The sequence below is a fragment of the Xenorhabdus indica genome, assembly GCF_014467235.1.
Classification (GTDB): domain Bacteria; phylum Pseudomonadota; class Gammaproteobacteria; order Enterobacterales; family Enterobacteriaceae; genus Xenorhabdus; species Xenorhabdus indica.
This window is the reverse complement of sequence record NZ_NKHP01000032.1, coordinates 1-25849: the sequence shown is the minus strand read 5'-3', so window position 1 is coordinate 25849 and position 25849 is coordinate 1. Positions and strand designations below refer to the sequence as shown.

General features: G+C 43.2%; 25 protein-coding genes and 2 pseudogenes. 3 read left to right on the top strand and 24 right to left on the bottom strand.

The annotated features are described in order from the left end of the window. Together Xind_RS18035 and Xind_RS18030 are read right to left on the bottom strand one after the other, a co-directional pair. Positions 1-92 (bottom strand): transposase DNA-binding-containing protein (locus tag Xind_RS18035; RefSeq protein ID WP_187650072.1); only part of this gene is annotated, 92 nt, incomplete at its 3' end. A 153-nt stretch (positions 93-245) separates the two neighbouring features. Further along, the gene (locus tag Xind_RS18030) at positions 246-764 is read right to left on the bottom strand and encodes a single-stranded DNA-binding protein (protein ID WP_047684567.1); all 519 of its coding nucleotides are present in this window, start codon (positions 762-764) and stop codon (positions 246-248) included. Between the two features lie 322 nt (positions 765-1086). Here Xind_RS18030 and uvrA point away from each other — a divergent pair, with 322 nt between their 5' ends. The 3 genes from uvrA to Xind_RS18015 all read left to right on the top strand — a co-directional run bounded on the left by uvrA (position 1087) and on the right by Xind_RS18015 (position 4913). Further along, entirely contained in the window at positions 1087-3918 is a 2832-nt protein-coding gene (gene uvrA / locus Xind_RS18025; RefSeq protein WP_047684570.1) for an excinuclease ABC subunit UvrA, read from the top strand. A gap of 260 nt (positions 3919-4178) precedes the next feature. Next, positions 4179-4337, top strand: a complete 159-nt coding sequence (locus tag Xind_RS18020; protein WP_187650717.1) for a DUF5993 family protein — start codon at positions 4179-4181, stop codon at positions 4335-4337. 12 nt (positions 4338-4349) lie between these two features. Then, positions 4350-4913: a disulfide bond formation protein B gene (locus Xind_RS18015; RefSeq protein ID WP_047684573.1), complete on the top strand. Its 564-nt coding sequence runs from the start codon at positions 4350-4352 to the stop codon at positions 4911-4913. An 85-nt stretch (positions 4914-4998) separates the two neighbouring features. Here the strand turns inward: Xind_RS18015 and Xind_RS18010 are convergent, their stop codons facing one another. From Xind_RS18010 to Xind_RS21870, 22 genes and pseudogenes are all read right to left on the bottom strand, one after another. Then, complete coding sequence (locus Xind_RS18010) at positions 4999-6129, bottom strand: AAA family ATPase (RefSeq protein WP_187650716.1); 1131 nt, start codon at positions 6127-6129, stop codon at positions 4999-5001. Continuing rightward, positions 6126-6836, bottom strand: a complete 711-nt coding sequence (locus Xind_RS18005) for an RNA ligase family protein (protein WP_187650715.1) — start codon at positions 6834-6836, stop codon at positions 6126-6128. Before Xind_RS18005 ends, Xind_RS18010 begins: the two co-directional genes overlap by 4 nt. 417 nt (positions 6837-7253) lie before the next feature. After that, a complete protein-coding gene (locus tag Xind_RS18000; RefSeq protein WP_047683904.1) occupies positions 7254-8450 on the bottom strand; it encodes an amino acid aminotransferase in 1197 nt (398 codons plus the stop codon). A gap of 111 nt (positions 8451-8561) precedes the next feature. After that, the gene (gene alr / locus Xind_RS17995) at positions 8562-9641 is read right to left on the bottom strand and encodes an alanine racemase (RefSeq protein ID WP_047683907.1); all 1080 of its coding nucleotides are present in this window, start codon (positions 9639-9641) and stop codon (positions 8562-8564) included. Between the two features lie 63 nt (positions 9642-9704). Beyond that, positions 9705-11114, bottom strand: coding sequence for a replicative DNA helicase (gene dnaB / locus Xind_RS17990; protein WP_047683910.1), 1410 nt, complete (start codon positions 11112-11114; stop codon positions 9705-9707). Between the two features lie 390 nt (positions 11115-11504). Beyond that, positions 11505-11762: a helix-turn-helix domain-containing protein gene (locus tag Xind_RS17985; RefSeq protein WP_187650714.1), complete on the bottom strand. Its 258-nt coding sequence runs from the start codon at positions 11760-11762 to the stop codon at positions 11505-11507. A gap of 498 nt (positions 11763-12260) precedes the next feature. Beyond that, a complete protein-coding gene (locus tag Xind_RS17980) occupies positions 12261-12698 on the bottom strand; it encodes a tail fiber assembly protein (protein WP_187650719.1) in 438 nt (145 codons plus the stop codon). Then, positions 12698-13756, bottom strand: a complete 1059-nt coding sequence (locus tag Xind_RS21875; protein ID WP_246432608.1) for a tail fiber protein — start codon at positions 13754-13756, stop codon at positions 12698-12700. The genes Xind_RS17980 and Xind_RS21875 overlap by 1 nt, the downstream gene beginning before the upstream one ends. A gap of 259 nt (positions 13757-14015) precedes the next feature. After that, positions 14016-15677, bottom strand: coding sequence for a terminase large subunit (locus tag Xind_RS17970; RefSeq protein WP_187650713.1), 1662 nt, complete (start codon positions 15675-15677; stop codon positions 14016-14018). Further along, complete coding sequence (locus Xind_RS17965) at positions 15674-16027, bottom strand: phage terminase small subunit P27 family (RefSeq protein ID WP_187650712.1); 354 nt, start codon at positions 16025-16027, stop codon at positions 15674-15676. The genes Xind_RS17970 and Xind_RS17965 overlap by 4 nt, the downstream gene beginning before the upstream one ends. Positions 16028-16145: 118 nt before the next feature. Then, the gene (locus Xind_RS17960; protein WP_187650711.1) at positions 16146-16571 is read right to left on the bottom strand and encodes an HNH endonuclease signature motif containing protein; all 426 of its coding nucleotides are present in this window, start codon (positions 16569-16571) and stop codon (positions 16146-16148) included. Beyond that, a complete protein-coding gene (locus Xind_RS17955) occupies positions 16571-16873 on the bottom strand; it encodes a head-tail connector protein (RefSeq protein ID WP_187650710.1) in 303 nt (100 codons plus the stop codon). The genes Xind_RS17960 and Xind_RS17955 overlap by 1 nt, the downstream gene beginning before the upstream one ends. Next, positions 16870-17205, bottom strand: a complete 336-nt coding sequence (locus Xind_RS17950; RefSeq protein ID WP_099110415.1) for a phage head closure protein — start codon at positions 17203-17205, stop codon at positions 16870-16872. Before Xind_RS17950 ends, Xind_RS17955 begins: the two co-directional genes overlap by 4 nt. Continuing rightward, positions 17202-18419, bottom strand: a complete 1218-nt coding sequence (locus Xind_RS17945; protein WP_187650709.1) for a phage portal protein — start codon at positions 18417-18419, stop codon at positions 17202-17204. Before Xind_RS17945 ends, Xind_RS17950 begins: the two co-directional genes overlap by 4 nt. A 2-nt stretch (positions 18420-18421) precedes the next feature. Next, positions 18422-18970, bottom strand: coding sequence for an HK97 family phage prohead protease (locus Xind_RS17940; protein WP_187650708.1), 549 nt, complete (start codon positions 18968-18970; stop codon positions 18422-18424). Between the two features lie 18 nt (positions 18971-18988). Then, positions 18989-20134, bottom strand: coding sequence for a phage major capsid protein (locus Xind_RS17935; protein WP_187650707.1), 1146 nt, complete (start codon positions 20132-20134; stop codon positions 18989-18991). A 119-nt stretch (positions 20135-20253) separates the two neighbouring features. Continuing rightward, a complete protein-coding gene (locus tag Xind_RS20705; RefSeq protein ID WP_222941855.1) occupies positions 20254-20652 on the bottom strand; it encodes a DUF6201 family protein in 399 nt (132 codons plus the stop codon). After that, positions 20649-21488, bottom strand: coding sequence for a DUF6402 family protein (locus Xind_RS17925; RefSeq protein ID WP_187650706.1), 840 nt, complete (start codon positions 21486-21488; stop codon positions 20649-20651). The genes Xind_RS20705 and Xind_RS17925 overlap by 4 nt, the downstream gene beginning before the upstream one ends. Before the next feature lie 2 nt (positions 21489-21490). Next, on the bottom strand, positions 21491-22225 hold the full coding sequence (locus Xind_RS17920) for an Hcp family type VI secretion system effector (RefSeq protein ID WP_187650705.1): 735 nt from the start codon (positions 22223-22225) through the stop codon (positions 21491-21493). A 490-nt stretch (positions 22226-22715) separates the two neighbouring features. After that, positions 22716-25130, bottom strand: a pseudogene (locus Xind_RS17915) (primase-like DNA-binding domain-containing protein). Between the two features lie 2 nt (positions 25131-25132). Next, on the bottom strand, positions 25133-25540 hold the full coding sequence (locus Xind_RS17910; protein WP_187650704.1) for a hypothetical protein: 408 nt from the start codon (positions 25538-25540) through the stop codon (positions 25133-25135). A gap of 27 nt (positions 25541-25567) precedes the next feature. Further along, a pseudogene (locus Xind_RS21870) lies at positions 25568-25849 on the bottom strand (hypothetical protein); the annotation flags it as partial.

The following is a 25849-nucleotide window of genomic DNA, read 5'->3' as shown; positions in this document are numbered from 1 at the left end:
AGTTTGATCAGCCGCTTAGTGCGGCGGCTATCCCCTAAATCAGCATATTGAAAAGTGTCTTTTGCCCATTGCTCAGCATCTGTTGAAAACATCATACGTAACCTCAACGTAGTATTTCTTATTGAGATCAGCCAGGTAGAAAAAGGTTCAAAAAAATCCCTCGATTCAATCGAGGGATTTGTGTAGAAGAGACAGCGCACGAACGGGGCCTTGGTATTGTTTCTTAAATATATTTCCGTTCAAAATCAGAACGGAATATCATCATCAAAATCCATTGGTGGCTCATTGTTCTGCTGAGCAGGAGATTGTGCCGGACGAGACGATGGCATACCGCCACCACTAAATTGCTGAGAAGCTTGTGGCTGTTGTGGTTGTCCCCAACCGCCTTGGGCTGGTGCATCCTGTGCTGCGCCACGGCTGCCCAACATCTGCATTACTCCACCGATAGGATTGACCACTACTTCAGTGGTGTAACGGTCTTGCCCATTCTGATCTTGCCATTTACGGGTCTGCAAAGCGCCTTCGAGATAAACTTGAGAGCCTTTACGCAGATATTCACCTGCGACTTCTGCCAATTTGCCGAAAATCACCACACGGTGCCACTCAGTTTTCTCTCTCATCTCACCGGTTTGCTTATCACGCCAGCTATCGGACGTTGCCAGAGTAATATTGGCAACTGCACCGCCATTCGGCATATAGCGAATTTCCGGATCCTGCCCCAAATTACCCACTAAAATAACTTTGTTTACGCCTCTGCTGGCCATTGGAATACTCCTGATGAAATGATTTTTGCTAAAAACGAACTTCTATAATTATAAACAAAGTAGTTTACCATGCGAGGACTAAGTTTAAACTAAAAGCCGTCATATTATACTTTGCGAAGCGCATCGTACTTTATATCCTTTATCTTTCATGTTGTACTCTTTGAGCTACCCTTACTGGCTATACAACAACTGAAAGCGCTTGATATACACAGTAATTATTACAGCATGAATCTCTGTAAATACTGTATATTCATTCAGCAAAATTTGTGCAATAATAATGCGCTTTTTAGTTGAACACGATAAATAATCTGGGTAATGGTAAATGGATAACATCGAAGTTCGGGGCGCCCGCACCCATAATCTCAAAAATATCAACCTGATAATTCCCCGTGACAAACTGATAGTCATTACGGGCTTGTCTGGCTCCGGTAAGTCTTCTCTGGCTTTCGATACACTGTATGCAGAAGGCCAGCGTCGCTATGTAGAATCACTCTCTGCATATGCCCGCCAGTTTTTATCACTGATGGAAAAACCGGATGTCGACCACATTGAAGGCCTGTCTCCCGCCATTTCCATTGAACAGAAATCAACTTCTCATAACCCGCGTTCAACCGTCGGAACGATCACAGAAATTCACGATTATCTCCGTCTGCTGTTTGCCCGTGTCGGCGAGCCTCGCTGTCCCGAACATGATATTCCACTGGCTGCACAAACCATTAGTCAGATGGTAGATAATGTCCTTACGTTACCGGAAGGACAACGTCTGATGTTATTGGCCCCGGTAGTCAAAGAGCGTAAAGGAGAGCATTCCAAACTGTTGGAGAATCTGGCGACACAAGGTTATATCCGCGCCCGTATTGACGGTGAAGTGTGTGACCTCTCCGATCCACCTAATTTAGAATTGCAGAAAAAACATACGATTGAAGTTGTCATTGACCGTTTCAAAGTACGCCCAGATCTGGCTCAGCGTCTGGCCGAATCTTTCGAAACCGCTTTAGAGCTTTCAGGTGGTACGGCTGTCGTTGCCAATATGGATGATGATCAGGCTGAAGAGTTGATTTTCTCGGCCAATTTCGCCTGCCCAATGTGTGGTTACAGTATGAGCGAGTTGGAACCACGCTTATTTTCCTTCAACAACCCGGCAGGTGCCTGTTCTACTTGTGATGGTTTGGGTGTCCAGCAGTTTTTCGATCCTGACCGGGTAGTGCAAAATAGCAATATTTCACTCGCAGGTGGCGCTATTCGTGGATGGGACCGCCGTAATTTCTATTACTTCCAGATGCTAAAATCTCTGGCAGACCATTATAAGTTCGATATAGAAACACCATTTGATGAATTAAGTCCTGCCATTAAAAAAGTCATTTTGTATGGCTCAGGCAAGGAATCTATCGAATTCAAATATACCAATGATCGTGGGGATGTAACTGTCCGTCATCACCCATTCGAAGGTGTTCTGCAGAATATGGAACGCCGCTATAAAGAGACAGAATCTTCCGCTGTACGGGAAGAATTAGCCAAATATATTAGTAATCGTTCCTGTATTTCGTGTGAAGGAACCCGCCTGCGCAAAGAAGCGCGTTTTGTTTTTATCGAAAATACCACATTGCCACAGATTTCTGATTTCAGCATCGGTCATGCGATGGAATTTTTCCAAAACATCAAATTAAGCGGGCAACGAGCTAAAATTGCTGAAAAAGTTTTGAAAGAGATCCGTGATCGTCTGAAATTTCTGGTCAATGTTGGTTTAAATTACCTGACACTTTCCCGTTCAGCAGAAACCCTTTCCGGTGGTGAAGCCCAACGTATCCGATTAGCAAGCCAAATTGGTGCAGGTTTGGTTGGCGTGATGTATGTTCTGGATGAGCCTTCCATTGGCCTCCATCAGCGTGATAATGAGCGTTTGCTGGAAACCTTACTGCACCTGCGTAACTTAGGTAATACCGTTATTGTTGTTGAACATGATGAAGATGCTATTCGTGCCGCTGATCATATTATTGATATTGGGCCCGGAGCGGGTGTTCATGGCGGTAAAGTTGTTGCCGAAGGAACTATTGATGACATCATGGCAAGCCAAACATCTCTCACAGGGAAGTTCCTAAGTGGTGAACGTGAGATAGCTATCCCGGAACAACGAATCGCTGCTGATCCGAACAAGATGTTGAAGTTAATTGGCGCGAAGGGCAATAACCTGAAAAAAGTGACATTAAAACTACCTGTCGGCTTGTTCACATGTATCACAGGGGTTTCAGGTTCCGGTAAATCGACATTAATCAACGATACGTTATTCCCAATCGCACAACGCCAGTTAAATGGCGCAACCAATATTAATCCTGCCTCTTATGTAGATATTCAAGGTCTGGAGCATTTTGATAAGGTCATTGATATTGACCAAAGCCCGATTGGCAGAACTCCCCGCTCGAATCCCGCCACTTATACCGGCGTCTTTACACCAGTAAGAGAACTGTTTGCTGGCGTACCTGAATCCCGTACGCGTGGTTATACACCGGGTCGTTTTAGTTTCAATGTTAAAGGCGGACGCTGTGAAGCCTGTCAGGGAGATGGGGTAATTAAAGTGGAAATGCACTTCCTGCCTGATATTTATGTTCCCTGTGATCAATGTAAAGGAAAGCGCTATAACCGCGAAACGTTGGAGATCAAATATAAAGGCAAAAATATCAATGAGGTGCTGAATATGACCATTGAAGAAGCCCGTAGCTTTTTTGATGCAGTACCTGCCCTTGCCCGTAAATTGCAAACGTTAATGGATGTTGGCCTTTCTTACATTCGTCTTGGGCAGTCTGCTACTACACTCTCCGGTGGAGAAGCACAACGGGTCAAACTGGCACGCGAGTTATCGAAACGTGGTACAGGTCAAACACTCTATATTCTTGATGAACCAACAACTGGATTACATTTTGCTGATATCCAACAACTGTTGTCAGTTCTACATCAATTGCGGGATCAAGGAAATACCATTGTAGTAATTGAACACAATCTGGATGTTATCAAGACTGCGGACTGGATTGTCGATCTTGGCCCAGAAGGTGGTAGTGGTGGCGGAGAGATATTAGTGGCAGGAACGCCAGAAGATGTGGCGAAATGTGAAAAATCCCATACCGCACGTTTCCTTAAGCAGATAATCAATAAAAATTAATATTATTTCATCAATCATAATCAGCAAAAAGCCTCTCCAATTGGAGAGGCTTTGTTTATTTATTAAATTATTCTAATATTTTTTAATGCAACAAACACCTTTCCGGCTGTAATAATCAACGAAATAATCCTATTTAGATCAGTCTGATATTGTTGTTCTAATATTATTGCTGAGCCTTTAAAGATGCTGTGTTCATATTATAGGCAAGTTAATTTCATAATGATATTATATATTTTATTAACTCATAATGGAGATCAAATATGTATATGTTTTTACCATTTTTAATTGCATTAGTTATGATTGCCACCGTTATTACTGGCAAGAAAAAACTGACTTATACTCTTTGGCTTATCTTATTAATCATCACGGTATTTTGGTTTAAATATCATGCCACTGATGCACTGAATCTTTCTTTCTAACCGGAGGCCGTAATGAATAATACTATGTCAGCATCTCGCAATCTTAATCCTGCCATTACATTGAATATACTCGGTTTATTTGGCATATGTGTCATTCTAATCGTGGCATTTTATTATCAACTGGCACGTTTTGAACTTCCCTGCCCGCTATGTCTATTGCAACGTGCAGGCATCATTATGATCGGCTTTGGTTTTCTGTTTAATATCTATTTTGGCGTTAAAAATGCTCACTACAGCTTTTCCTTACTGGGCTGTATCGTAACTGGCTTTGTTGCTATGCGTCAGGTTTCTTTACATATTCTGCCGGGAGATGCAGGGTATGGTTCCACTTTCTTTGGCTTGCACTTCTATACGTGGGCTGCAATCTTATCTATTCTTACCATTATTGCTATTGCTGCCATCATGCCCCTAAAAGCAGGTAATCATGATCCAGCAAAATATTCACCACACATACTCGGCAAACTTGTCATGGGATTGTTCGCGATCTTGATCACCGCTAATCTGGTCTCTACTGTGCTGGAATGTGGCAGTGGTCAGTGTGACGATAACCCAACGTTTTATCAGCTATTGCAGTAGTAACATTTAGTTATCTTGGTAGAAGAAAGAAGGCTGATACACTCTACAGCCTTCTCTTTCCCCTACAAGACCATTCGAAGGAAATTTAATACTCATAATTCATTGAATTATTTATAAAGTAATATACTTCATGTGCTTCTTCAGGCGTCGGAACTTCTAGCTTAGATAGCATTCGCTCCATCACTTTATCCGGTACAGCATATTCGCGATTATTGTTTTGTTGCCGCCATCGTTTATAGTCCTGTTCGATATAAACAATCTTAACTTTAGCGTTATAACTGACAAATAGATTAATAAGTTGCTGGCGCATTTGAGCGGTAAGATTGGTAGCATTCCAAACAAAATCCTGCCGATTACGCAATTTCTCTCTGGCCTGCTGTTTTGCCCGTTGTACAACCCAGCCATTGGCATTCTTGTCTTCTGGGCTTATCTGGTAATGACGGCGAATTGCATCCAAGCTAATAACAAACCAATCTGGGTAATACTGCTGTATAAAATGATCTTTTCCCATGCCAGGTAATCCACATAATAAAATCACCTGACTACCATAATCATCATAAGGTTGATAATCTGGCTGTTTACTTTCCGTGGAAAAATAATAAAAACGAGCTTCTGGCGAAGAAAATTTTCGTGCATTACGCCAACAGTTTTGTTCACGGCAATAAAGTTCGAATAATTCGATGCGTTCCAGTAATTCCTGTGTATCATGACATTTGCGACCTAAGACATCAGCTCTCGCCAATAAAGCTAATAGACAGGTATCAACACGTAATGACGCCGCCAACAGGGCTTTCTGTGGTTCAGGTTTTTCCATCAGCCACAGTGGTAATCCGTGAAAACGCACCAGAGCAGCAATTTGTTCACGTATCGCAAATGGTGTAGGAATTTGCTGAAAAAAAATCTGTCTGACAGTCAACTCACCTTTACGGGCATGACCGGGAGAAACGACTCGTTCATCTAAATCCATCTGCGTAGTACTTCGCTTTTCCACATCATGTAACAAAGCAGACGTCCAGAGTATTTCCTGTTCTTCTTTCTCCAGTGTTTGATACTCAGACAACTGTTCCAATGCCGTCAGTACCATTTGAGTATGAATGGCAACATCACCTTCAGCGTGGTGAATGGGATCTTGTTGAACTTCCTCCATATCAGCAATGAAAGAAAACGTTTTAGATAAATAGTCCCATGACTTATTTTTACTGAATATCCAACTCATTTTCTCTCTCCAGCCGAATGGTATTCAAAGTAAAGAGGCGCTCGTTGCCAATGATGCTTCCAATGAATATTCGTTTTAACATGGTTTTTGCGCACAAACTTAAAAACATGATGCGGGAAATCAATAACTGAGTACTCACCTGCATCACGGCTGACAATGCCTTCCATTGAACAACACTGTTTTGTTTGTGTATCCCAAGAAGAAAAACGACTTTCCTGCTTTGCGGTTTGAATAATATTTTTAATGAACGCTGATTCATCTCGTGTTTCAGGAATGGCAATTTCTGGGGTGGTAGGAAAATCAAATAAGGCAGCATAAAATTTTACCTCTTCCCAACTAAGCCACATATCTTTAATACGCACAGCAAAGATAAAGAAATATTCTTCAAGGTGACGATATTCGATGGAGTGAATGGCATACAGATTCTCCCCAAAAATCTCGATATCACCCAAATCACCTTTAATTAATTGCCAACGTTGGCGGATCTGCTGCGTCCATGCTGATTGTGTCGGTGCAGCATGAGAACGGGCAAATACACCATATTGGTTCAGACAGTTATTTTCACCGTCTAGTTTTTCTGTGTGAATAAACTGATTAATGTTCTGTATATTCTGCCACCAATCATGATTAATACGATCATCACTGGTTGTTCCTGGTGAGAACGGATAATGAAAAGTTCTACCATACTTTCTTGATTGCATATCCATAATGCTTTAGCTCTTTTAAACTTATCCCAATAAAAGTGTATTACACTTTTATAGACTAATATTTACCTCAATAATTGATGAAAGAGTTCAAGAGGTTGGTATTACATTTTCTTTATTCCTATTTAATTTATCTTTTGAAATTAAAAAATTAATTTAAGCACTTTTGTTATTTAATATAAAAGTGGGAGAAGTAAGATTTCACATATAATCACTTGATATATCTGTGCTTACTATATAGAAAACGGTTATAAATTAACATAGCGAGTAACTTATTATCATGAAATAACCGATAAAAATCTTTTATTTTTATCTTAAATAGAGATATCTGTAGAAGAAAAGAAACCCTTTGCCTAATACCAGAACAAAGGGCTGTAGTGATTATCTTCATCAATTCCCCAAATATTCAGGGAATAAAAATCACTGACTCACTGCCGCAAATGATTCTGCAACACGCTGTACGTTATGATGGTTCACGCCGGCCATACAAACCCGGCCAGAACCAATCAGATAGACTCCAAATTCTCTACGCAGGCGATTAACCTGTTCAGGGCTAAAGCCAGTATAGCTAAACATACCGCGTTGTTTCAGCAAGTGATCAAAGTTTTTCTCTGGCAACACATTTTTCAATACGCTAACCAATACCGTACGCATTTCCAGAATGCGTAACCGCATCTGCTCAACTTCTTTCAACCATTGCGCTTTTAGTAACGGCTCAGCTAAGACTCTTGTTACAACCTGAGCACCAAAAGTCGGTGGGCTGGAATAAATCCGACGTACACTGGCTTTCAATTGCCCCAGAACACATTCACTCGTTTTGGCATCATCACAAATAACGGACAATCCACCAACACGCTCACCATACAGGGAGAAGATTTTTGAAAACGAATTGCTGATCAAACAAGGTAATTCTGCATTTGCCATTGCCCGAATCGCGTAAGCATCTTCTTCCATTCCATCAGCAAGCCCTTGATAAGCAATATCAAGGAATGGGATCAACGCCTGCTCTTTGGCGACCTGAACTACCTGATCCCATTGTTCATTAGTAAGATCAGAGCCGGTTGGATTATGACAACAAGGGTGCATCAGAATAATGCTTTTTGCTGGCAATTGTCGGAAGGTTGCCAGCATTTCATCAAATCTTACCCCTTTGGTTTTATCATCAAAGTAAGGGTAATAATTTACTTTGAGCCCTGCTCCAGAGAAAATTGAAGCGTGGTTTTCCCATGTCGGATCACTACACCACACTTCAGAATCAGGGAAATAACGATGCAAAAAGTCAGCACCAACTTTTAGTGCGCCTGAGCCTCCAACGGCTTGAATCGTTGCAATACGATTTTGCTGCAACAACGGATGACCTTTACCGAACAGTAATTCTTGAATTGCCAGTCGGTAACCAAGCAAACCTTCCATGGGGAGATAAAGAGACGCAGACTGTGGCAAAACTTTCATTTGTTCTTCTGCGGTTGCAACAGCCTGCAATTGAGGTGTTATACCCTGTTCGTCGTAATACAACCCAACGCTCAGATTAATTTTTTCTACGCGGGTGTCTTTTTTAAACGTTTCCAACAACGAAAGTATAGGATCACCTGCGTAAGCTTCAACATTCTGGAACACGATGTTATACTCCCCCTGCTACTTAGTTAGCATAAAAACTGTTGTATAAAAATAATGGTATAAAAACAGTGACATAAAAACACATATGACAGGCAATATAACTTAGCCTGATTATTCGTCCAGATATTCCATTGCAACACGTGAAGTTAGTTTCGTGATCAGTTCATAAGCACTAATCCCTGTATATTCTGCAATTCTTTCAGCAGGCAGGACTGTTCCCCAGAGAATAACTTCATCCCCCACTTTGTCCTGACAATCAGGCCCCAAATCCACCGTAATCATATCCATGGAAACCCGGCCAACAAGAGGAACTTCACGTCCATTAACAAAGATGGGGGTGCCTGATGGAGCACTGCGGGGATAACCATCACCATATCCGATTGCGACAACACCTAAATATGTATCGCGTTCACTAACCCAAGTACCGCCGTAACCTACCGCTTCACCTGAATTGTGTTTGCGTACAGCAATTAAGCTAGATTTCAATGTCATCGCTGGCATTAAGTTGAAATCAGCCGCAGTTTTATCTGCCATCGGCGATACACCATACATCATGATACCAGGGCGAACCCAATCCAGATGTGCCTGTGGCCACAACAAAATTCCCCCAGATGCTGAAATCGATTTTTCACCCGCTTTGCCCGCAATAAATGACATAAAATGTTCAATTTGCAGGGGAGTTGTATCCACCAGTGGTTCATCGGCACGACTAAAGTGGGTGATCATCTTAATGGGCTGTTCGACGTTATGGCAGCGACTCAAGCGTTGATAAAAATATTCTGCTTCATCCAGACGAACACCAAGACGATGCATCCCTGTATCCAACTTCATCCACACCTTAATTGGGTGAGATAGATCAGCCTGTTCCAGAGCTTCAAGTTGTTCGATGTTGTGCACCACGGTTTCAATATGATTGACAACTAAAACAGGGAGGTCTGACACCCCTAAAAATCCCTCCAGAAGCAGGATTGGCTTGATAACTCCATTACTGCGCAGAGCCAATGCTTCTCCTATTCGTGCAACGCCAAAACAATCAGCGTCTTCCATTGTATACGCAGTTTCTAATAAACCATGTCCATAGGCGTTTGCTTTCACAACTGCAATCAATTTACTGTTCGGGGCTTTCGCCCTGACCTGTTGCAGGTTATGTCGCAGAGCGCGGCGGTCGATAACAGCAGTTGCCGCTTTCATTTTGTCCCCTTTTTATTCTTTTCCGGTCAGTAGGTTTTCAATTAATACGTTATTTATTACTACTTATTCATCGCTGTAGCTTGGTCCTGCATAATTATCAAACCGTGACCATTGACCATTAAACGTTAGCCTCACTGTACCGATAGGACCATTACGCTGTTTACCAATGATAATTTCTGCCACGCCTTTCATTTCACTATTATCGTGATATACCTCATCACGATAAATAAACATGATTAAGTCAGCATCCTGTTCAATAGAGCCTGATTCACGCAGGTCTGAGTTAACGGGCTTTTTATCAGCCCGCTGCTCCAGACTACGGTTAAGCTGAGATAATGCAACAACAGGGACCTGGAGTTCTTTTGCCAATGCTTTGAGTGATCGGGATATTTCAGCAATTTCCAAGGTACGGTTGTCAGATAGGGAAGGCACCCGCATTAATTGCAGGTAATCGATCATAATCAGGCTAAGCCCACCATTTTCACGGAAAACTCTTCTTGCCCGGGAGCGCACTTCAGTAGGGGTCAAACCGGATGAATCATCAATATACATATTGCGTTTTTCCAGCAAAATTCCCATAGTGCTGGAAATACGTGCCCAGTCATCATCATCAAGCTGACCAGTACGAATACGTGTTTGATCTACACGGGAAAGAGACGCCAACATACGCATCATGATCTGATTGCCGGGCATCTCCAGACTAAAAATCAAAACAGGTTTATCCTGCATCATCGCCGCGTTTTCACATAAGTTCATCGCAAAAGTGGTTTTACCCATTGAAGGACGTGCCGCGACAATGATTAAGTCAGATTTTTGCAAGCCAGCAGTTTTCTTATCCAAATCTTGATAACCAGTAGAAACTCCTGTCACACCGTCATGCGGACGTTGATACAATTGTTCAATTCGTTCAACCGTTTCTTCCAGGATCTGCTCAATTCCTTTCGGGCCTTCGTCTTTATTCGCCCTATTTTCTGCGATCTGGAATACCCTTGATTCCGCCAGATCTAATAATTCTTCACTGGTACGCCCTTGTGGATCATATCCCGCATCTGCAATTTCATTAGCAACGGCGATCATATCGCGAACAACAGCACGTTCACGGACAATATCCGCATAAGCATTAATGTTCGCCGCACTTGGAGTATTCTTTGACAATTCTGCCAGATAAGCAAAACCACCGACATTATCCAGCTCTCCATTTTGCTCCAAGGATTCTGATAATGTAATCAGGTCGATAGGTTTGCCCGTTTCAAGCAAACGCTGCATTTCAGCAAAAATACGCCGATGTGGGCGACTGAAAAAATCATTACTGGTAACACGTTCAGATACGTTATCCCAACGTTCATTATCCAGCATCAAACCGCCCAACACGGATTGCTCTGCTTCCAAAGAGTGTGGTGGAAGTTTCAGCCCTTCCACTTGGCGATCTTTTGGTTCAGCCATACTGTTGTTAGTTGGTTTTCTTCCAGCCATGTACCACATCAATCCACTAAACAAGAACGAAATAGCGCACCAGTATACGCCATGAAAACAACCTTGAGTAATTATATATAGTCTATACTCGCAATTTACACACAACCCATTGATATTCAATCAATAGTCCTAATTTTTTAACGAGTTTGTTCTTGTTTGTTTATATAATTGTTTATACATAGAACACTGAACAAATCTATAAACAAAGCATAAGATAAAAACAAGGCAAAAGAAAAGAAAGAATGAGAGTGAATGCGTGATCAGTAAAACGTGGTCAGTACATTTAACGTTCCAATCTATTGAAGTAATAATTACGAATGTTACTGCCAGTGAGAAGATACCCCATTGAGGCTATCTTCCCGATGATATTCAAGTAGGGAATTGCTATTTTTATGATTTATCCCGAACCTTGCGCTCAATAAGCTGACCGTACATATCAAAATAGCGACTAGGCCAGATTTCTGAGGGATGTATTTCGAGATAGTTAGCGATGATCCATTCGCCTTTCGGCCACGGTCTGCTGAGCGTATTTGCTAGTGTAGATGAGCTGAGTCCAGATTCACGAGAAACAGCCGCTAAGGTTGTACCACGTTTACGCAATGCAGCAATAATATCGGCTTGATGCCAGTCATTTTTAGCGTTATTCATTCCTGCTACCCCTTCCATTAATTGAAAAATTGATGGTGGTGATTCAAGCAAGGTTCGCATTACCGGGTCAAGATTCCGGCGAGGCCGAAGCCTCCCCTACCTGAATCACCATTGAAAAGGTGATAGCAAGTACTGGTAGAAACTTCCTACCAGTGTTCTTGACTCAGGGATGCGAAACCCTGACCACTAGATTTTGCTAATGGCGGGGCTACTTTAACTGATTGGTTTATTGGACTCAATAAGCGAACCAGTATAAACACTTAACTTATTGCGTTATATCCCAGTAAATACCTCAAGGTTCTGTTGTTGTTTGCACTTAACAATTGGTCATGTGTCAAAATGCATCAGGATCTTTTTAGTCCTGTTATTAAGTTAGTTGCGTGTTTTGTTAGCAATGAGGAGAACTTGTGGTATTTCCGAAGAATATTGTTTAGACGTCCATGTCTAGATTGGTATGAAATCAATAAATAACAATAATATTTGCGTTATCCCCTATTATCACTTCGGTTGTTCAGGCCAGTCAATATCAGGGGCTTTAGAACAGTCTACACGATTAAGCAATACTCTGTATTTCCGCCATTCAGCTAATAAGGATTCCTCCACATTAGTGACAATGCCTAAACCAACTGCATCTTGATAGATATTGATTTTTTCTGTTGCGGTGTTCAATAATTGTTGTTTATGAGATGCGGCTTGTAATTGTAGTTGTTCTGGTGATAGTGATGGAATATCCCCCCATGCTGGTAAACCACCATCCCCCGCAATACGGCGTTTACCCTTTGGTGGTATTTTACAAGCAAATTCTACGAAAACAGCATCATCAACAACTATTGCATCATCAGGCCAATAGTTAGCATCACGATACGAATCAATTAATGCTCCCAGAAAAAATGCGTTATAGGATGCACTGTAATAGTTTTTCGGCTTTGTATTCATCAATGGCCAATCCCTATCGCAAAAAATGGTTTTCCACGGTTCGGAATATCCAAAGTCTCCAGTTGGGTAACTTGAAAATTCCGATCATCCAACCGTTTTACTCCAGCAAACGACGACGCAGGGGAATTACCAGCTATATTAATCGCGATAACACCAAAACAACGCTGGCTCCATACCCCAGGGAAATCAGCAGTTCCCCAACCTGAGTCATCAGTTGAGCCATAACACCACTGGATCATGAATCCTCCCGGAAACCGAAGATAACCATTATCATTCGCATTGAATTCAAAATCTGTCATTCTCGCGTAGTTATCCAGCACCCACCCATTTTGTAAAAACAAGCGCTTTAAATTCGCATTTAGATCTACCGCGACTTCTCTACGATCGGAAATGCTACCTTGTGGAGAGAGCAATAATTTCATGAAACTAGCTCCTCCTTGTAGTAAACCCGACGTGATAGATGCCATAACCTCCCCACTAAACATAAAATCAATACCATTAACTGCCTGTGTTGTAGTCAGTTTATTATTGATATGAATACCTGAAAATTCATCACCATTTATCCGTAAATTACCATCGAGTGTGCCCCCATTTAATGATAATGCTTTTACATCATCGGCACTTAAAGTAACGTCTCTGTCTAACGATTTATCATTAATTTTCCGGTTATTAGGCACTGCGTTTTTTGCCTGACTAACTGTATCTTGTAATCCAAGATTGTCTATAAAGGCATCTTTATCAGGTATATCAGCTCCATTCTGTTTCTTCTCCAAATAGAGATTGGAATTATTATTGAGAGCGTTTTGGTTAGCAGTATTGGCTAGATCATATGCTTTTTTAACAGCTTTAGAGGTTGCAACGGTTATTTCACTGTCACTATCTGTCTCATTACTTAGTGTGACAAATCCCGGTTCTGCTTGAGTTGCATATGGGTGATTACGGCTTGCCGCGTGTTCTGCAATGGCTTCTTTGATTGAGTCTTTGACATATTCTGGTGTTGTAACAATCACGAGATTACTATTTTCTGAGACAGGTGCATCAGGCTTTTTATCTTGCATATTTATTCCCTCATTTAATCAACAATAACATTGCTAAATAACATGAAGGCGGTGGGATATTTCTCCGCCGGTGAACATCAATAAATTGGTTCATCAATATTGGAGAGTACGACTTGATTTAATTCAGTGGGTGAGTTGCATGTTTTAATGGCAGGATGACATAAAATAACAGATGGTAAATTAATAAAATTTATCCAGTGACTGACAAAATTGAGTGAAATAAAGGTGAGGTATCTCACCTTTTGAGCATTTGATTTTATTAAACACCATTAAAGATATCCAGTTTCTTCTGCTGTTCTTCACTCAAGTTAAACGCAAAGTCTTCATGCTCTGCTTGCCATGTGCCAAAACTCATCAGGAACGCAATCGAAGGGTCGATTTTGTTCGCCGATTTTTTCTTATTCGGTTTGATATTGGCGTTCGCATCGGTTTCCATCACCACATTAGACATCGCCCATGCCAGCACCGGGTCACCGTTGTGACGAATAATCTTGCGGTTAACGAACACCTCAGCCGATTTTGCCACAGGGCTAAAGCGCATATAGGTTTGCGGGAAGGGTTCAACATCCAGCCCCACACCCTGTAGTTGCGTGCGTAGATGCGTGGCATTCCATGTATCAAAGCCGACCAGCTTGATATCAAAGTGTTGACTGTCTTTGAGAATATCATCTCGAATACGATCATAATCAATACAATCGCCTGTCGTGGTACGTATCCAGCCCATTTGCGCCCATTGACGGTAAATTGCCCGATTCTTATTGGCAGGATTCTGTAGCTGGGCTTCGGGCAGATAATGGCGGGTCAGTAATAACAGTTCGTTATCCATCGGGAACGTGTAGCAAATACTGGTGATATCGCCTGTGGAGGATAAATCCAATCCGGCGTAACACTCCAAGCCTTTGAGGTCGTTTTCGTCATAGTCGAGTTGGCAGGCTTTCCATGCGCCTTCACCCATCCACGACGTTTCGCCCTGACACCAGATATTAAAGCGTTTGGTGAGCATTTCTGTCCATTGTGAGGGAATGCCCCGTGCTTTCTGGATAGTGTCATGCAAAGCGGCACTGTCCACGGAAATATCCAGATTGGGATTCGCCTTTATCCAAAGTGATTCATCATCAATCTCTTTCTCGTCGTCCAGCTCGTAAATCAGGGCGAACAGTGATGCATTTTGCTCTTCGCCATCCAATATCTGACAGCAATAATCATAGTGCTGCTTACAGGCGGATATCACGTTACTGCCTGCTGTGGTAATGGCAAACAGAATACCTTCGGGACGGGCACCCATCCCCAATTCAAGGGCAGAGTAAACCGCGTTATCAGGGTGCAAATGATATTCATCGACAATCGCCAGACTGGGGTTAGTACCTTCAATCGTGGCGGCTTTGGCTGCCAGTGGTTTTAACAGGCTGTTGCTTTTGGCATAAGTGACTTTGTGTTGTTGAATCGCTACCCGTTTCTTGAGCGATTTTGATAACAGACACATCTGGCGGGCATCATCAAACACAATACGCGCCTGATCACGGCTCACGGCGGCGGTGTAAATATCCTGCTGTCCGTTCTCCATCACCAAAAACCAGTTAGCCAATATTGCGGCAACAGTGGATTTGGCATTTTTGCGCGGGACTTGAATATAAGCACTGCGATATTTTCGATGCCCGGTTGCCTTAACTTTGAAGCCAAGCAAATTGGCAAAGGCGAATTGTTGCCACGGCTCAAGCATGATGGGTTTACCGCGCAAATGGCCTTTGACGTGCGGACAGTAACGGGAAAAGGCAATAAACCGCGTCACCACCTCCGAATCAAACACATAAAGCGGGTTATTCAGGTCGTTAAAATAGCGTTTCACGGCCTGTTTTACCCGCTTACAGGCCGGAATTGTGCCATTTTCGATATCAAAAGCGTATTGCTTCCATGCGTTCATAAGCGATCTAGCTCGTCCTCTTCCTCAGTTTCTACCGGATTTCTACGCCGTGATACCGGATCAAAGCCAAGCAACGCCGACATTTTTATCATGATTTTTTCGGCGTCCGCTTTGGCGCTCAGTGATGGGTTACGGCTTTCACTGCCCTGACTGTTCACAATGCTAAAGCCTCGGATATCAAGGTCTGCCACCGCTTTTCGGTAAATGGCATAGTTGACGCAATACAGCTCTAAGTTGTTCCAGTCGGCGGCGTTCAAATCTTCCCGTTCGTTTAAGATTTTGCTTTTGGCCTTCCATTGACTGGCGGCAATCTCATTTAAATAAGTGGGCGGTTTGGGTGCTCTTGCCATAATGTTTTCTGTTCCTTGTGATTTATTTTCAAAAAAATTGCCGTACGTAAAAATTGAAGGAGGGGGCGGTTCCGCTCAGAGGGATGTTTGTCATTTTTGATACCCCCACCCCGTTATTTCATTTTGTTATTATTCCAAAGCTAACCAACCGTGCCGCTTCTGCTTCCTGTTCCTGATAGCTTCCCTGTTTGCGCTTGGTTTTGGTGATGGGGTCTGTCTGGACGGTCTTACGGTTATGGCAGGCATGGCATAGTGCTTGATGATTGAAGGCAGGCCAGAACAGCACATCACTATCACTATTGATTGGGATAATGTGATCCACAATGGTGGCGGGTGTGTAGCAGTTCTGCTTGAGGCAATGCACACATAAGGGATGCGTTTTGAGATACATCAGTCTGTACTTGCCCCATCGGTTACTGTAACCACGTTCGGTACGTGTACCGCGCTGCCTGTTCTGTTCCCGCCGATGTTCCTCACAGCGACCGGACTTTACCCGTTGCTTACAACTTGGATAGCTACAACGTCTTAACGGTTGCCACGGCATCAGTAGATCCCCACATCACGATAGACAGACCACAGTGATTTGATGGTGAAAGGCACTTCTTTCAGCTCAACATCGGTTGCCATTTCCCGATTCTCATACAACAAACCGATATATAGCAGGCAACCGACTTTAATCGCTGGCGTGAAAACCAATCCTTTATCAAAGCGTTTACCGATATGTTGCTGGCAGACTTCCAACGCAGCATCGGCATAACCCGCTAATAGCGCATCATCAAGGGTGAAATCTTCTTCCAGTCGGCAATGCTGCTTGATTTCATTCAGGGGAATTTCAATCCGGCTCATCGGAATATGCCTCCCTTGCAAAGCAGCTCTAGGCGGGTGTATTTCGCATCGGGGATGACCGCCATAATGCTAAAAGCAGTGCCCGTCGTGTTCGCGCCGTGAAAGGTAATACTGTTCGCTGTGGTCACATCAGCACGATAACGCAGCCAGATACGCACGGTGGCTTCTGAGAACACCGCGCCGGAGGCCACCAGCTCCCGCCCGCTAATCGCTTGGACTTCAGCCCAGACAGTGGCTAAATCCACCCAGTTGTTGAGCACTTCACCAAATTTACCCCGACTGGCTTCATTTTTTCGGATCGTCACCCGATGCCGCAATCTGCCTGCTCTCATTCGTTACTCTCCTTGTCTTGTTTGATTTCTACGGTTTGTTTCCATGCCTGACTGAATTCATCGCCACCGGCACGGGGCGATAAGCCTTCCCGTTCACGGGCTTCATTCGGGCACATGACACCGGATTTAATCGCTGTCTCGTAGCTCTGGAAACGTTCTTTCGGATTAGTGCGAAGTAGATCAGCTGTGTCGAATTCGACTTGGTAGCGAATGCCTTTTGTTGGTGAATTCATCAGCAAGGCGGATTTGATTTGCTGCTCAAAATTGGCAAGCCACGGGCGCATGGTAATTGTCAGAAAAGCACGGGAGGCCTCACTAAAGTTGCTGTAGGTACTGTTCGAATACTCTTGCAGAAAGATAGGGCTGACATTGAACATACGGGCGATATCTTCAATAGTGAAACGGCGGGAGGCCAGCCACTCCGCATCCTGATTGCTCATGCCTAACTGCTGGTATTCCATCCCGCCTTCAAGTATTGGCGTTTTCCCTGCATTACGTGCACCCTTGTAGCGTTCGAGGGCTTCCAGCGCCTTATTACCTTTGATGCCATCCAGCCAGTCAGCGGCTTTAATCACGCCCGCCGCCATCATGCCTTCTTTCATAATGCTTGCGCCGTGGCGCTGTTGTGCCAGCCCTAAACCCAACGTTTCACGGCAAATAGTGACAGGCGAGCGCCCTAAAAAGCCATCTTCGGTGGCATAGCGCAAATGTAACACTTCTTCCTGTAGATAGGTTCTGACCTTGCCGCTATAGGGTTCGGTAATGGTGTAAGCAAATCGATGATCGGATAATCGCTGTGGGACAACCGCTGACGGCGGGTAAGTGTGTAACGATTGTGGCTGCCCATCTTTGTCCCAGACGATAACAGCATAGGCATTACCATTTAACAGGCAATGACGCATCAGCGTTCGCTTAAACTGAAACGGTGTTTGGCAATCGTTCGGGTATTCATTAAGCAAATAATCAACCGGATGATCGCTCAACCATTCGCGGGATTCTTTCCCGTGCTGGTGCTGAACCCGATAGAGATAACAGGGCATGGTGGCGACCGCTTCACTAATCACTGTGACAGCATTCATCACGGCAGGTAAACCCTCGGCGGTCGAGGGGGAAACATGCTCGCCGGATTTGGTATTAGATATGCCTGTCAGAGAAAAAAATTCATCCATCGTCATACTGCGCTGTTCTGGAGTACTTCGCTTAAAAGGCCACATGATCACACCTCGGACAGTTGCAGCCAGTAATGGCGCAAATCCACATAACAAGGCTTAACCACATTCAGGGATCGTTTGGCAATCTCAACACCACTTTCAGGATAGGCGGGTAAACTGGTAACAGTAATTTCCCGCAGTTCGGCTTCTAAAACGGTTCTGACATACGGTGTTTGACTGGTATCCCACCGATCGTTAACGGCACGAAAACCAAAGGACATACCGGAAATATCACCCCGCTCAACCAGTGTCAGCACATCACGCCCTAATTGCGTATCAGGCGGGGTGAGTTCGAAACGTAATCCGGTGGCATCTTCGCTAAGTTGCAATGTTCCAGATGTGGTACGGCCTAACAGGTTCATATGATCATGTTCATACAGTGCCCTGATATCAGCACTTGCCGCTAGACTGGCGCTAAAGGCATTCGGGGCGAACTGTTCGATAAACTCATCCCACAAGATATGTGATCGGCTGTTCCACTTAATCACATAGCCTGTTAGTTTCTTATCATTGGCAGATAATGAAGCGGTACGGATTTCAAAATCATTCTTCATCGATAAACTCCAAGATTATCAAGAGGCTTTGACTTCCAGCACCTTGATTGCGTTGGAGTCCACCAGCCCACCGCCCAAATATTTATCGGTGTGTACCTTATAGAATCCCGGCTCGGTGATATTATCGGGGCAAGTACGAATGCCCGTTTGATGCTCAACGATGAAGTAACCGCGTTTGAAGTCACCTAGCGCAATGATGTTATCCGGCATAAATTCGAGATAGTGGACAGGTAAGCCCAGCAACATATCAGGATCAGCGGCTTGCAGACGCTCCCGCCAGATGTAATCCCCGTTGCTATTTTTCAGCTTCTGCACGTTGGCGGCGGTCGTGGAGTTCATCACCCAAACAGCGTTTTTGCGGTATTTGTTTTTGAGCAGGAATTTCAGGTCAATCAGGCTATCGGCTTCAAGGCTAGTTGCTTCCAGCTTTTGTAGTGTACCGAACGCACGTACCTTGTCAGCTTGGGTATCACGGGGATAAGACAGAAAACCTTTCGCTTTCTTACTGCCGTCACCACTCACGAGATCGGTTTCTTCGGTATCAACAAAAGTATCTGCGATCTCAGCGGTCAGCCAGCCTAAAATATCGACATCACTAAAATCAATAATTTCCTGCGTGGTTTTGGGATAGGCATAGACAGGAAACAGCTTGATACTGACTTCTTCCATCTTAGGTGTAGCTGTCTCACTACGTGCCTTGCTTTCTGCCCCATGAGCAACCGCTGCGCTACCGACCGAAACAAGCTGTTTATACTCGTTGCTGCGCGTGGTTTTGATGGTACAGATTCGGCGCATAACCGACTCATCAGCCAATTGCTGCATGATTTGTTTGTTCAGCTCAGGGATAACGGTATAGCCGCCGTCTGAGGGGATGCTTGTAGACAAGGAACGGGCTTCGCCCGTCAGAATATAGTGGCGTAGTTCATCATTATTGAGTGTTTTACTGGTTGTCTGGTTCTTTGCTTGATTGCGTTCTTCATCAGATAAAGACTCATAACGGGCAATTTCCGTATTCAGGTTATCGGATTGGCTGCGCAGCTCGTCGAACTGTTTGGCTTCATCGGGATTCAGTGAGCGCCTTTCTTCTTCGGCTTTGGTGAGCAGGGAGCGCATTTGCTGGGTTAAATCGTTTTTTTGCTGGCGTAATTCGAGTAGTTTTTTCATGGTGTTTTTGCGTTATTTGTTTATTTAAATATTATTTAACACGATGAAAAATAATAAAGAAGCCTCTGAAATTCAGAGGCTAAACAAGAATAAACATGAAGACAAAATATTTACAAAAATTATTTTAATTTATTTACATAGATGACTTCATATCCGTCATTTGTTGGATAGATAAAAGCATCATCATCAGTGGATGGAAAACCAAATGAAGCAGAAAATGCACCATATGATATTGATGTAAACGGAGAACTCTTCCAGATAAGTCTATTTTTATTGTCATATAAAACAATAAAATAGTCATCATCCATAATAACATACTTAAACATTGCGTATGGCGATATGGGTAATTTTTTATATACTACTGCGGTATATTGACCATTTTCATCCTTTACTTCAAATTTCTTATTCCAATTACCGAAGAAAAAAGTTGATGGAAATGCAATCCATACGATAAAAATAGTAATTACTGCCAAAACCAATAATGGTTTTTTAGAAAAAAATTTACATTGAGTTTTCATAATTGAATGATTTTATGTTGTGGTAACGGATCCATCCATAAAATATCAGAAAAAACCATAAAGTCGCCGCCTTCATTATGCTTTTTCTGCCATTTTCTAAAACTATCATTAATGACAGGAACATATCCATTGTATTTAATCCATAGAACCATCCAGCTTCCACTGGCATAAAGAGCAGCATAATCAACGGAGCTAACTTTATCTAAGATACCGTTTTTACTCCAAATTCCCAAAGGTTCGTTAGAGCCAACGAAATCATAGGTGTCTTTTAAATACATACCAATCTGTTCGGTGACAAAAACATCTTTACTGTCTAATTTATCCACATGGCCTTTAACAGCTACCTTCATATTGGAATTGCCCATAGCACCATACCAATCGTCAATCGTATCAAATTTAGAGCCAAATTGCCTAACATTGACTGCTGAAAATGTATCTAATTCTCGTATATCTTTTTCATATCCTAGTGTTTTATTACTACTTTCTTTTAATTTCTTTTTTAATTGCCTAATACCCGCATCACTTGCCCAACCATTGATTAATACATCCATTACATCTTGAGGTTGTTTATATTTCAATGCCCATTCCATTTTTATGATAGAATCATTTAATCTTTCATCTGGAATATCTATTGCACTGCCTGCAACATACTTGCTTTTTACTTCTTCAGTAAATGTATAGGCAGGCTTTGTATTGAACCAATGGCGCATTAATTTTGGTGCCATCTCCCAGCCCATTTTTTCCATTGCATCCGGGATTTGGTTTAAATAAAAAATATCCGTTTCAATTTCTGTTGTTTTTCCGCCTTTAACGGTTTTAGTTTTAAAAATCGACATTATCAAATCCCTATTTTCGTCTGAAATAAATATTTAACTTCAATATTTTCTTCTTTTTTGGCATCAAACTGTTTTGTCATTCCAGACGTTTGACATATTCCCTCAATTAGTCCCTTATCCGTTTCCACGCCATACGCAATATCTTGGCAGGCATCTCCTTGATGTTTCAGTATGAACTTATGGCTAAATAGAGCCGCAACAGCTTCTTCCACTAATGGCTTCACATTTGAGAACCCAGACAACAACGGCTTGCCTTCTTCACGCCCAGCTAATTGTGTGATGCTGTAGCCCGAAGTCCCCGCTGCAATGTGGTTACACGCGATAGATTTGTAATCGAGCATCACCACTTCATGGGGGATTGCGCCGTTATCATTAATGGAATGGGGATAATTATAGGCAAGATCAACGATTGTCGCGCCTGTCAGTTTAATTTCGTAAAAGAGTTCCAGATGACCCATCGGGCTTGTCCGGTAGTGCATAAAGCGCGCTTCCAGCAATTCGTTTCCATCGATTGCCATTGCTAACAGCGGTGAGGATTTATCAATGGGCTTGGTAAAGCTGACAGGGTGATGATGTGCACTCTGATCGCGGCTTACTGAATGATTGACACCCAGTACCTGTATTTCGTCTTCTCGGCCTGTCTGATAGCGATTTCCGATGGATTCGGGCGTTGAACAGCCCGCTGAAATTAATCCCTGCTTCTTGCCTTTTAGTGATAAGTAGATAACGTGTGACATCTTGTCTCCTGTGATCTGACTTTCGATAAAATCGAATGAATGAAACAGGATACAGCAGGAATATTTATCTATTCTAGCATGAAGAAAAATTCAGCAGTAAATTTGTGATTAATCTCTGTTCTTAAATAAAATCAGAATATTACATCGTTTAAATTTCTGGTAATACCAAATCAGGCTGATACCTTATTTTACTGTCTCCTATCATCCGACTTTTATTTACCTGCCAAAGATAGCCCCCTATAAATCTTTTTTACCCTCTCAGTTATGCACCCTCTGCACATTCTTCTCAAAGCCTTGCTACATCTGGGTTTGCAGTAATTAATATAATATTCATTCACTGTACCCTCTGTTCACCCCCCCTTTTTTATCCTAATGAAGAGAATGTATATTTGATGTATAGCTAAGAAATAACTATACATCTATTATTTTCTTTTAAATACAGATAGATATTTAAAATGATGTATAGAATGCAGACTTAAGCCTAAAAAGTTTATAGTGGGGATTTAAAGCCCCGGCACTCAGGCAATGACGGCAACCACTCTTCGGCTTCTTCCGATAACTCAACGTTATAAGAGTAACCTTTCTTGGTTCGTACTTTCCGATACTCCTTTTTGTATTCCAGCATAATTTTGGGGAGCGATTCGCCGAACTTGGTCAGTGTTAACGGGCGTTCAAAGCCGTGCGCTTCCATAAAAGAAAGATAAGCATGATACAGATACAACCTCGGCGCTCGTGGGCTAATGTTCTTAGTGCCCATCTTCATCCCAGTTGCATCATTGACGGTTACCAGATAACCGCAAAAGCGATACAACGGATCGGAATTGCTTTTCACCGTTAATGCTTCGTTAGAATCGCGTTGTGCCTGTAGCAGCTTTTTAGCTTTGTTCTGGTCGGCAAATTCGTTTAATAAATGGCGAATAATAACGGGCAGTTCCCGACTGATTTTCTCCGGCAAGTGTGGATCTTTTTCTGACTCTTTGACCGGAATGTTAAACGGGAATATCACCCGCCGCCGTGCAATACCGCCATTACGTTCTGTAAAGCTCATCGGTTCGTTATTGGTGGCTAATACAACGGCCTTAATGACCGTAGAAAATTGCTTCTCATATTTCCCGTCAACTTCGATTAAGTCACCGCCAGTAATTGCCTTAATGCCCGCGCCTTCACCGACATATTTAACCTGATCGGGCAGCGTAATCAGGCTCTTCCCGACAAACTGATAACGGCCTCTCGCCTCATCCAGTGCCCGCATATTTCCACTGGCCGTATTGTGCTCTCCTGCCAATAAAGTGGCGATATAGGTAAAGATACTTTTACCGCTGCCACCTTCACCCGTCACTTCAATAAATAACTGCCAGTCGTAACGGTTTGCCAGGATCATAAACAGAGCTGCTTTAATGCGATTCATCTTGTTTTCATTACTTCCCGCCGCATGGGATAACCAGCGATAAAAATCTGGGGCATGGTCTGGTAAATTTTCACCGACAGCAGGCGGGGTGAATGCAATACCGTTATGATTCATTAACCAATGTTCCGGCTGGTGCAAGGTAAACTGTTGAGCTGATAAATCATACACACCATTGCGGAACCCGATTAAATCCCGCCGTTGTTCGCCGATAACCGGCACTTATAATTTCATGGCATAGATAGCGTTATTGATCCCGTTCGGGCTGTAAGGGGTTTCGTGCTGGTCAAAAATTGCCACCATTGCACGGCGCAGCTCATTATCCGACACGGTTTCCCATGTTGTACCGTTATAGTGGTAAACCATTTCGCTATCAGGATTAACCGCCACTTTACCGTAAAGTTCAACCAATAGTGCCCCGCGCTGACTGGCTGCCATTTGTGCCAGATTGTTATTGGCCTTTTTGGGCTTTGTTTCGTGGATAATCACCGCTTCTGCTTCCATGAATTTTTGCTCCCCTACCTGATATAACCCATTACTGAATACCTGCTTTGCTGCCTCAATGCCGTGATGCTGGCGATAATCGTCCCAGTCAGATTTTAATGCCGTAGGCGGTAGCGTGACCCAGCCGTTAATCGCTATAGCGGCTTTTTCTGCCGCTATCTTGCCGACATTCTTTTTTAGCCTGCCGTTTTTGTCCCGCTCTTCCGGTTCGTGCCAATCGTTATCAGCGGCAAGGATGATTTTTGCGTTAGACCACTGTGTTCTGACCTGTTCGGCAATGGTGAACAAATTGCTTTCATCAATGGCTGCCAATACCACGCCCTCATGTAACTGGCTGACCGTTAACGCCGTAGCGTAACCCTCGGTAATAATGAAGGTATCGGGCGTTCCGGTAATCTCGGATGCGGGGATAAAACTTCCCTTTTTTTGAGTACCAGCGACAAGGCGTTTTTCACCGTTCGGCTTGATGGTTTGTGCGCCTGTAATTGTGCCGTCCAGCGCCTGAACCACCAGCAATAAAGAGCCATCTTTCAATAACCGCTGATTGGAGTATTTCATTCCCTTTTTAATCAGATACTGAGATTCACCCGTGACAGAAGTTGCGATCAGCGCAGCGATGCGTTCTGCAATTGGTTTTACTGTTCGGGGCTGCTCTTTGGTGGACTTGGGTTCAGGTAAAGGAAGTGCCAGCGCATCAGCTACCAACTTAGCGGCGGCAAAGATAGTGATCCCGTTGGTTCTTGCGACTAAATCCAGTCCATCACCGTGATTGGGTGCATCACACTGGCGGCAATGCCAGTCGCCATGATGGTTATCGTCGATAAAGTGGAAACGATCAGTGCCACCACATATCGGACAAGCACCGTGCTTACCCTTTGCGGGAACATCAACGCCACAAGCAGGTAACAGGCTTTGCCAGTGGTTGATGGCTGATTTTTTCACTGTTCGGATAATATCTAACGGGCGGCTTTTCTGATTATTATTTCCCTGACTCATGATCACTCGTCCTCGCCATTAACCGCTGCATAGAGCGAATAGTAAACTTCCTGATTAATATCACAGGCTAGCGACAGCAAATCGTGTAACTCTTCCGAACAGTGTTGGCTGGCCTGTTCAAGAATGACCTCATATAAAGAGGTACATAATCCCGCACGAAACGAGGATTGCCCTAATGGATCTCTTTCCCGGCGTACAAGGCAATTAACTAATTTATTCACTGGATTCTGTGGGACATGTTTCGACAGGTCGCGATAAACCTCCTGATGAATGCCGTGTGCCAATGCAATCAGATTATTTAAATTGGTTTCGCATTCACCTTTGGCTTTTTGGGTAATGAACGTGAAAAGTGAAATACCCAAACTTGCACGATGCAGCGCCTGTTTTAATGAGATAGGTTTATTACTCATGGCATGTCCCCTGACGTAATACGAAGATCAAAGAGGACGTGTCAGCCAGCCGCTGAGTGTCGGATGCAATAAGGAATGTAAATTTAAGGCGAGTTTGGTTAGACTGTGTATCAGCCATAGCATTAGCTCCGATAATGTTGTGGTCAGACGCCTCGACAGTGTTAGCGCACTTCGGGGCGTTGCTATTTGTATCACCTGAATAAAGCACGGTGTCAGCCACCAACTACTAATGGATGCAGATATGGCAACGAAAGCAGTAAACGCAAAGTCAAAAAAATTAGAAGCTCGTGTACCGCATGAGCTTGTTGA

Coding starts and splice junctions, on each gene's coding strand:
- Xind_RS18030 (WP_047684567.1), bottom strand. CDS start 764: ATGGCCAGCAGAGGCGTAAACAAAGTTATTTTAGTGGGTAATTTGGGG.
- uvrA (WP_047684570.1), top strand. CDS start 1,087: ATGGATAACATCGAAGTTCGGGGCGCCCGCACCCATAATCTCAAAAAT.
- Xind_RS18020 (WP_187650717.1), top strand. CDS start 4,179: ATGTATATGTTTTTACCATTTTTAATTGCATTAGTTATGATTGCCACC.
- Xind_RS18015 (WP_047684573.1), top strand. CDS start 4,350: ATGAATAATACTATGTCAGCATCTCGCAATCTTAATCCTGCCATTACA.
- Xind_RS18010 (WP_187650716.1), bottom strand. CDS start 6,129: ATGAGTTGGATATTCAGTAAAAATAAGTCATGGGACTATTTATCTAAA.
- Xind_RS18005 (WP_187650715.1), bottom strand. CDS start 6,836: ATGGATATGCAATCAAGAAAGTATGGTAGAACTTTTCATTATCCGTTC.
- alr (WP_047683907.1), bottom strand. CDS start 9,641: ATGAAAGCGGCAACTGCTGTTATCGACCGCCGCGCTCTGCGACATAAC.
- dnaB (WP_047683910.1), bottom strand. CDS start 11,114: ATGGCTGGAAGAAAACCAACTAACAACAGTATGGCTGAACCAAAAGAT.
- Xind_RS17985 (WP_187650714.1), bottom strand. CDS start 11,762: ATGAATAACGCTAAAAATGACTGGCATCAAGCCGATATTATTGCTGCA.
- Xind_RS17980 (WP_187650719.1), bottom strand. CDS start 12,698: ATGAATACAAAGCCGAAAAACTATTACAGTGCATCCTATAACGCATTT.
- Xind_RS21875 (WP_246432608.1), bottom strand. CDS start 13,756: ATGCAAGATAAAAAGCCTGATGCACCTGTCTCAGAAAATAGTAATCTC.
- Xind_RS17970 (WP_187650713.1), bottom strand. CDS start 15,677: ATGAACGCATGGAAGCAATACGCTTTTGATATCGAAAATGGCACAATT.
- Xind_RS17965 (WP_187650712.1), bottom strand. CDS start 16,027: ATGGCAAGAGCACCCAAACCGCCCACTTATTTAAATGAGATTGCCGCC.
- Xind_RS17960 (WP_187650711.1), bottom strand. CDS start 16,571: ATGCCGTGGCAACCGTTAAGACGTTGTAGCTATCCAAGTTGTAAGCAA.
- Xind_RS17955 (WP_187650710.1), bottom strand. CDS start 16,873: ATGAGCCGGATTGAAATTCCCCTGAATGAAATCAAGCAGCATTGCCGA.
- Xind_RS17950 (WP_099110415.1), bottom strand. CDS start 17,205: ATGAGAGCAGGCAGATTGCGGCATCGGGTGACGATCCGAAAAAATGAA.
- Xind_RS17945 (WP_187650709.1), bottom strand. CDS start 18,419: ATGTGGCCTTTTAAGCGAAGTACTCCAGAACAGCGCAGTATGACGATG.
- Xind_RS17940 (WP_187650708.1), bottom strand. CDS start 18,970: ATGAAGAATGATTTTGAAATCCGTACCGCTTCATTATCTGCCAATGAT.
- Xind_RS17935 (WP_187650707.1), bottom strand. CDS start 20,134: ATGAAAAAACTACTCGAATTACGCCAGCAAAAAAACGATTTAACCCAG.
- Xind_RS20705 (WP_222941855.1), bottom strand. CDS start 20,652: ATGAAAACTCAATGTAAATTTTTTTCTAAAAAACCATTATTGGTTTTG.
- Xind_RS17925 (WP_187650706.1), bottom strand. CDS start 21,488: ATGTCGATTTTTAAAACTAAAACCGTTAAAGGCGGAAAAACAACAGAA.
- Xind_RS17920 (WP_187650705.1), bottom strand. CDS start 22,225: ATGTCACACGTTATCTACTTATCACTAAAAGGCAAGAAGCAGGGATTA.
- Xind_RS17910 (WP_187650704.1), bottom strand. CDS start 25,540: ATGAGTAATAAACCTATCTCATTAAAACAGGCGCTGCATCGTGCAAGT.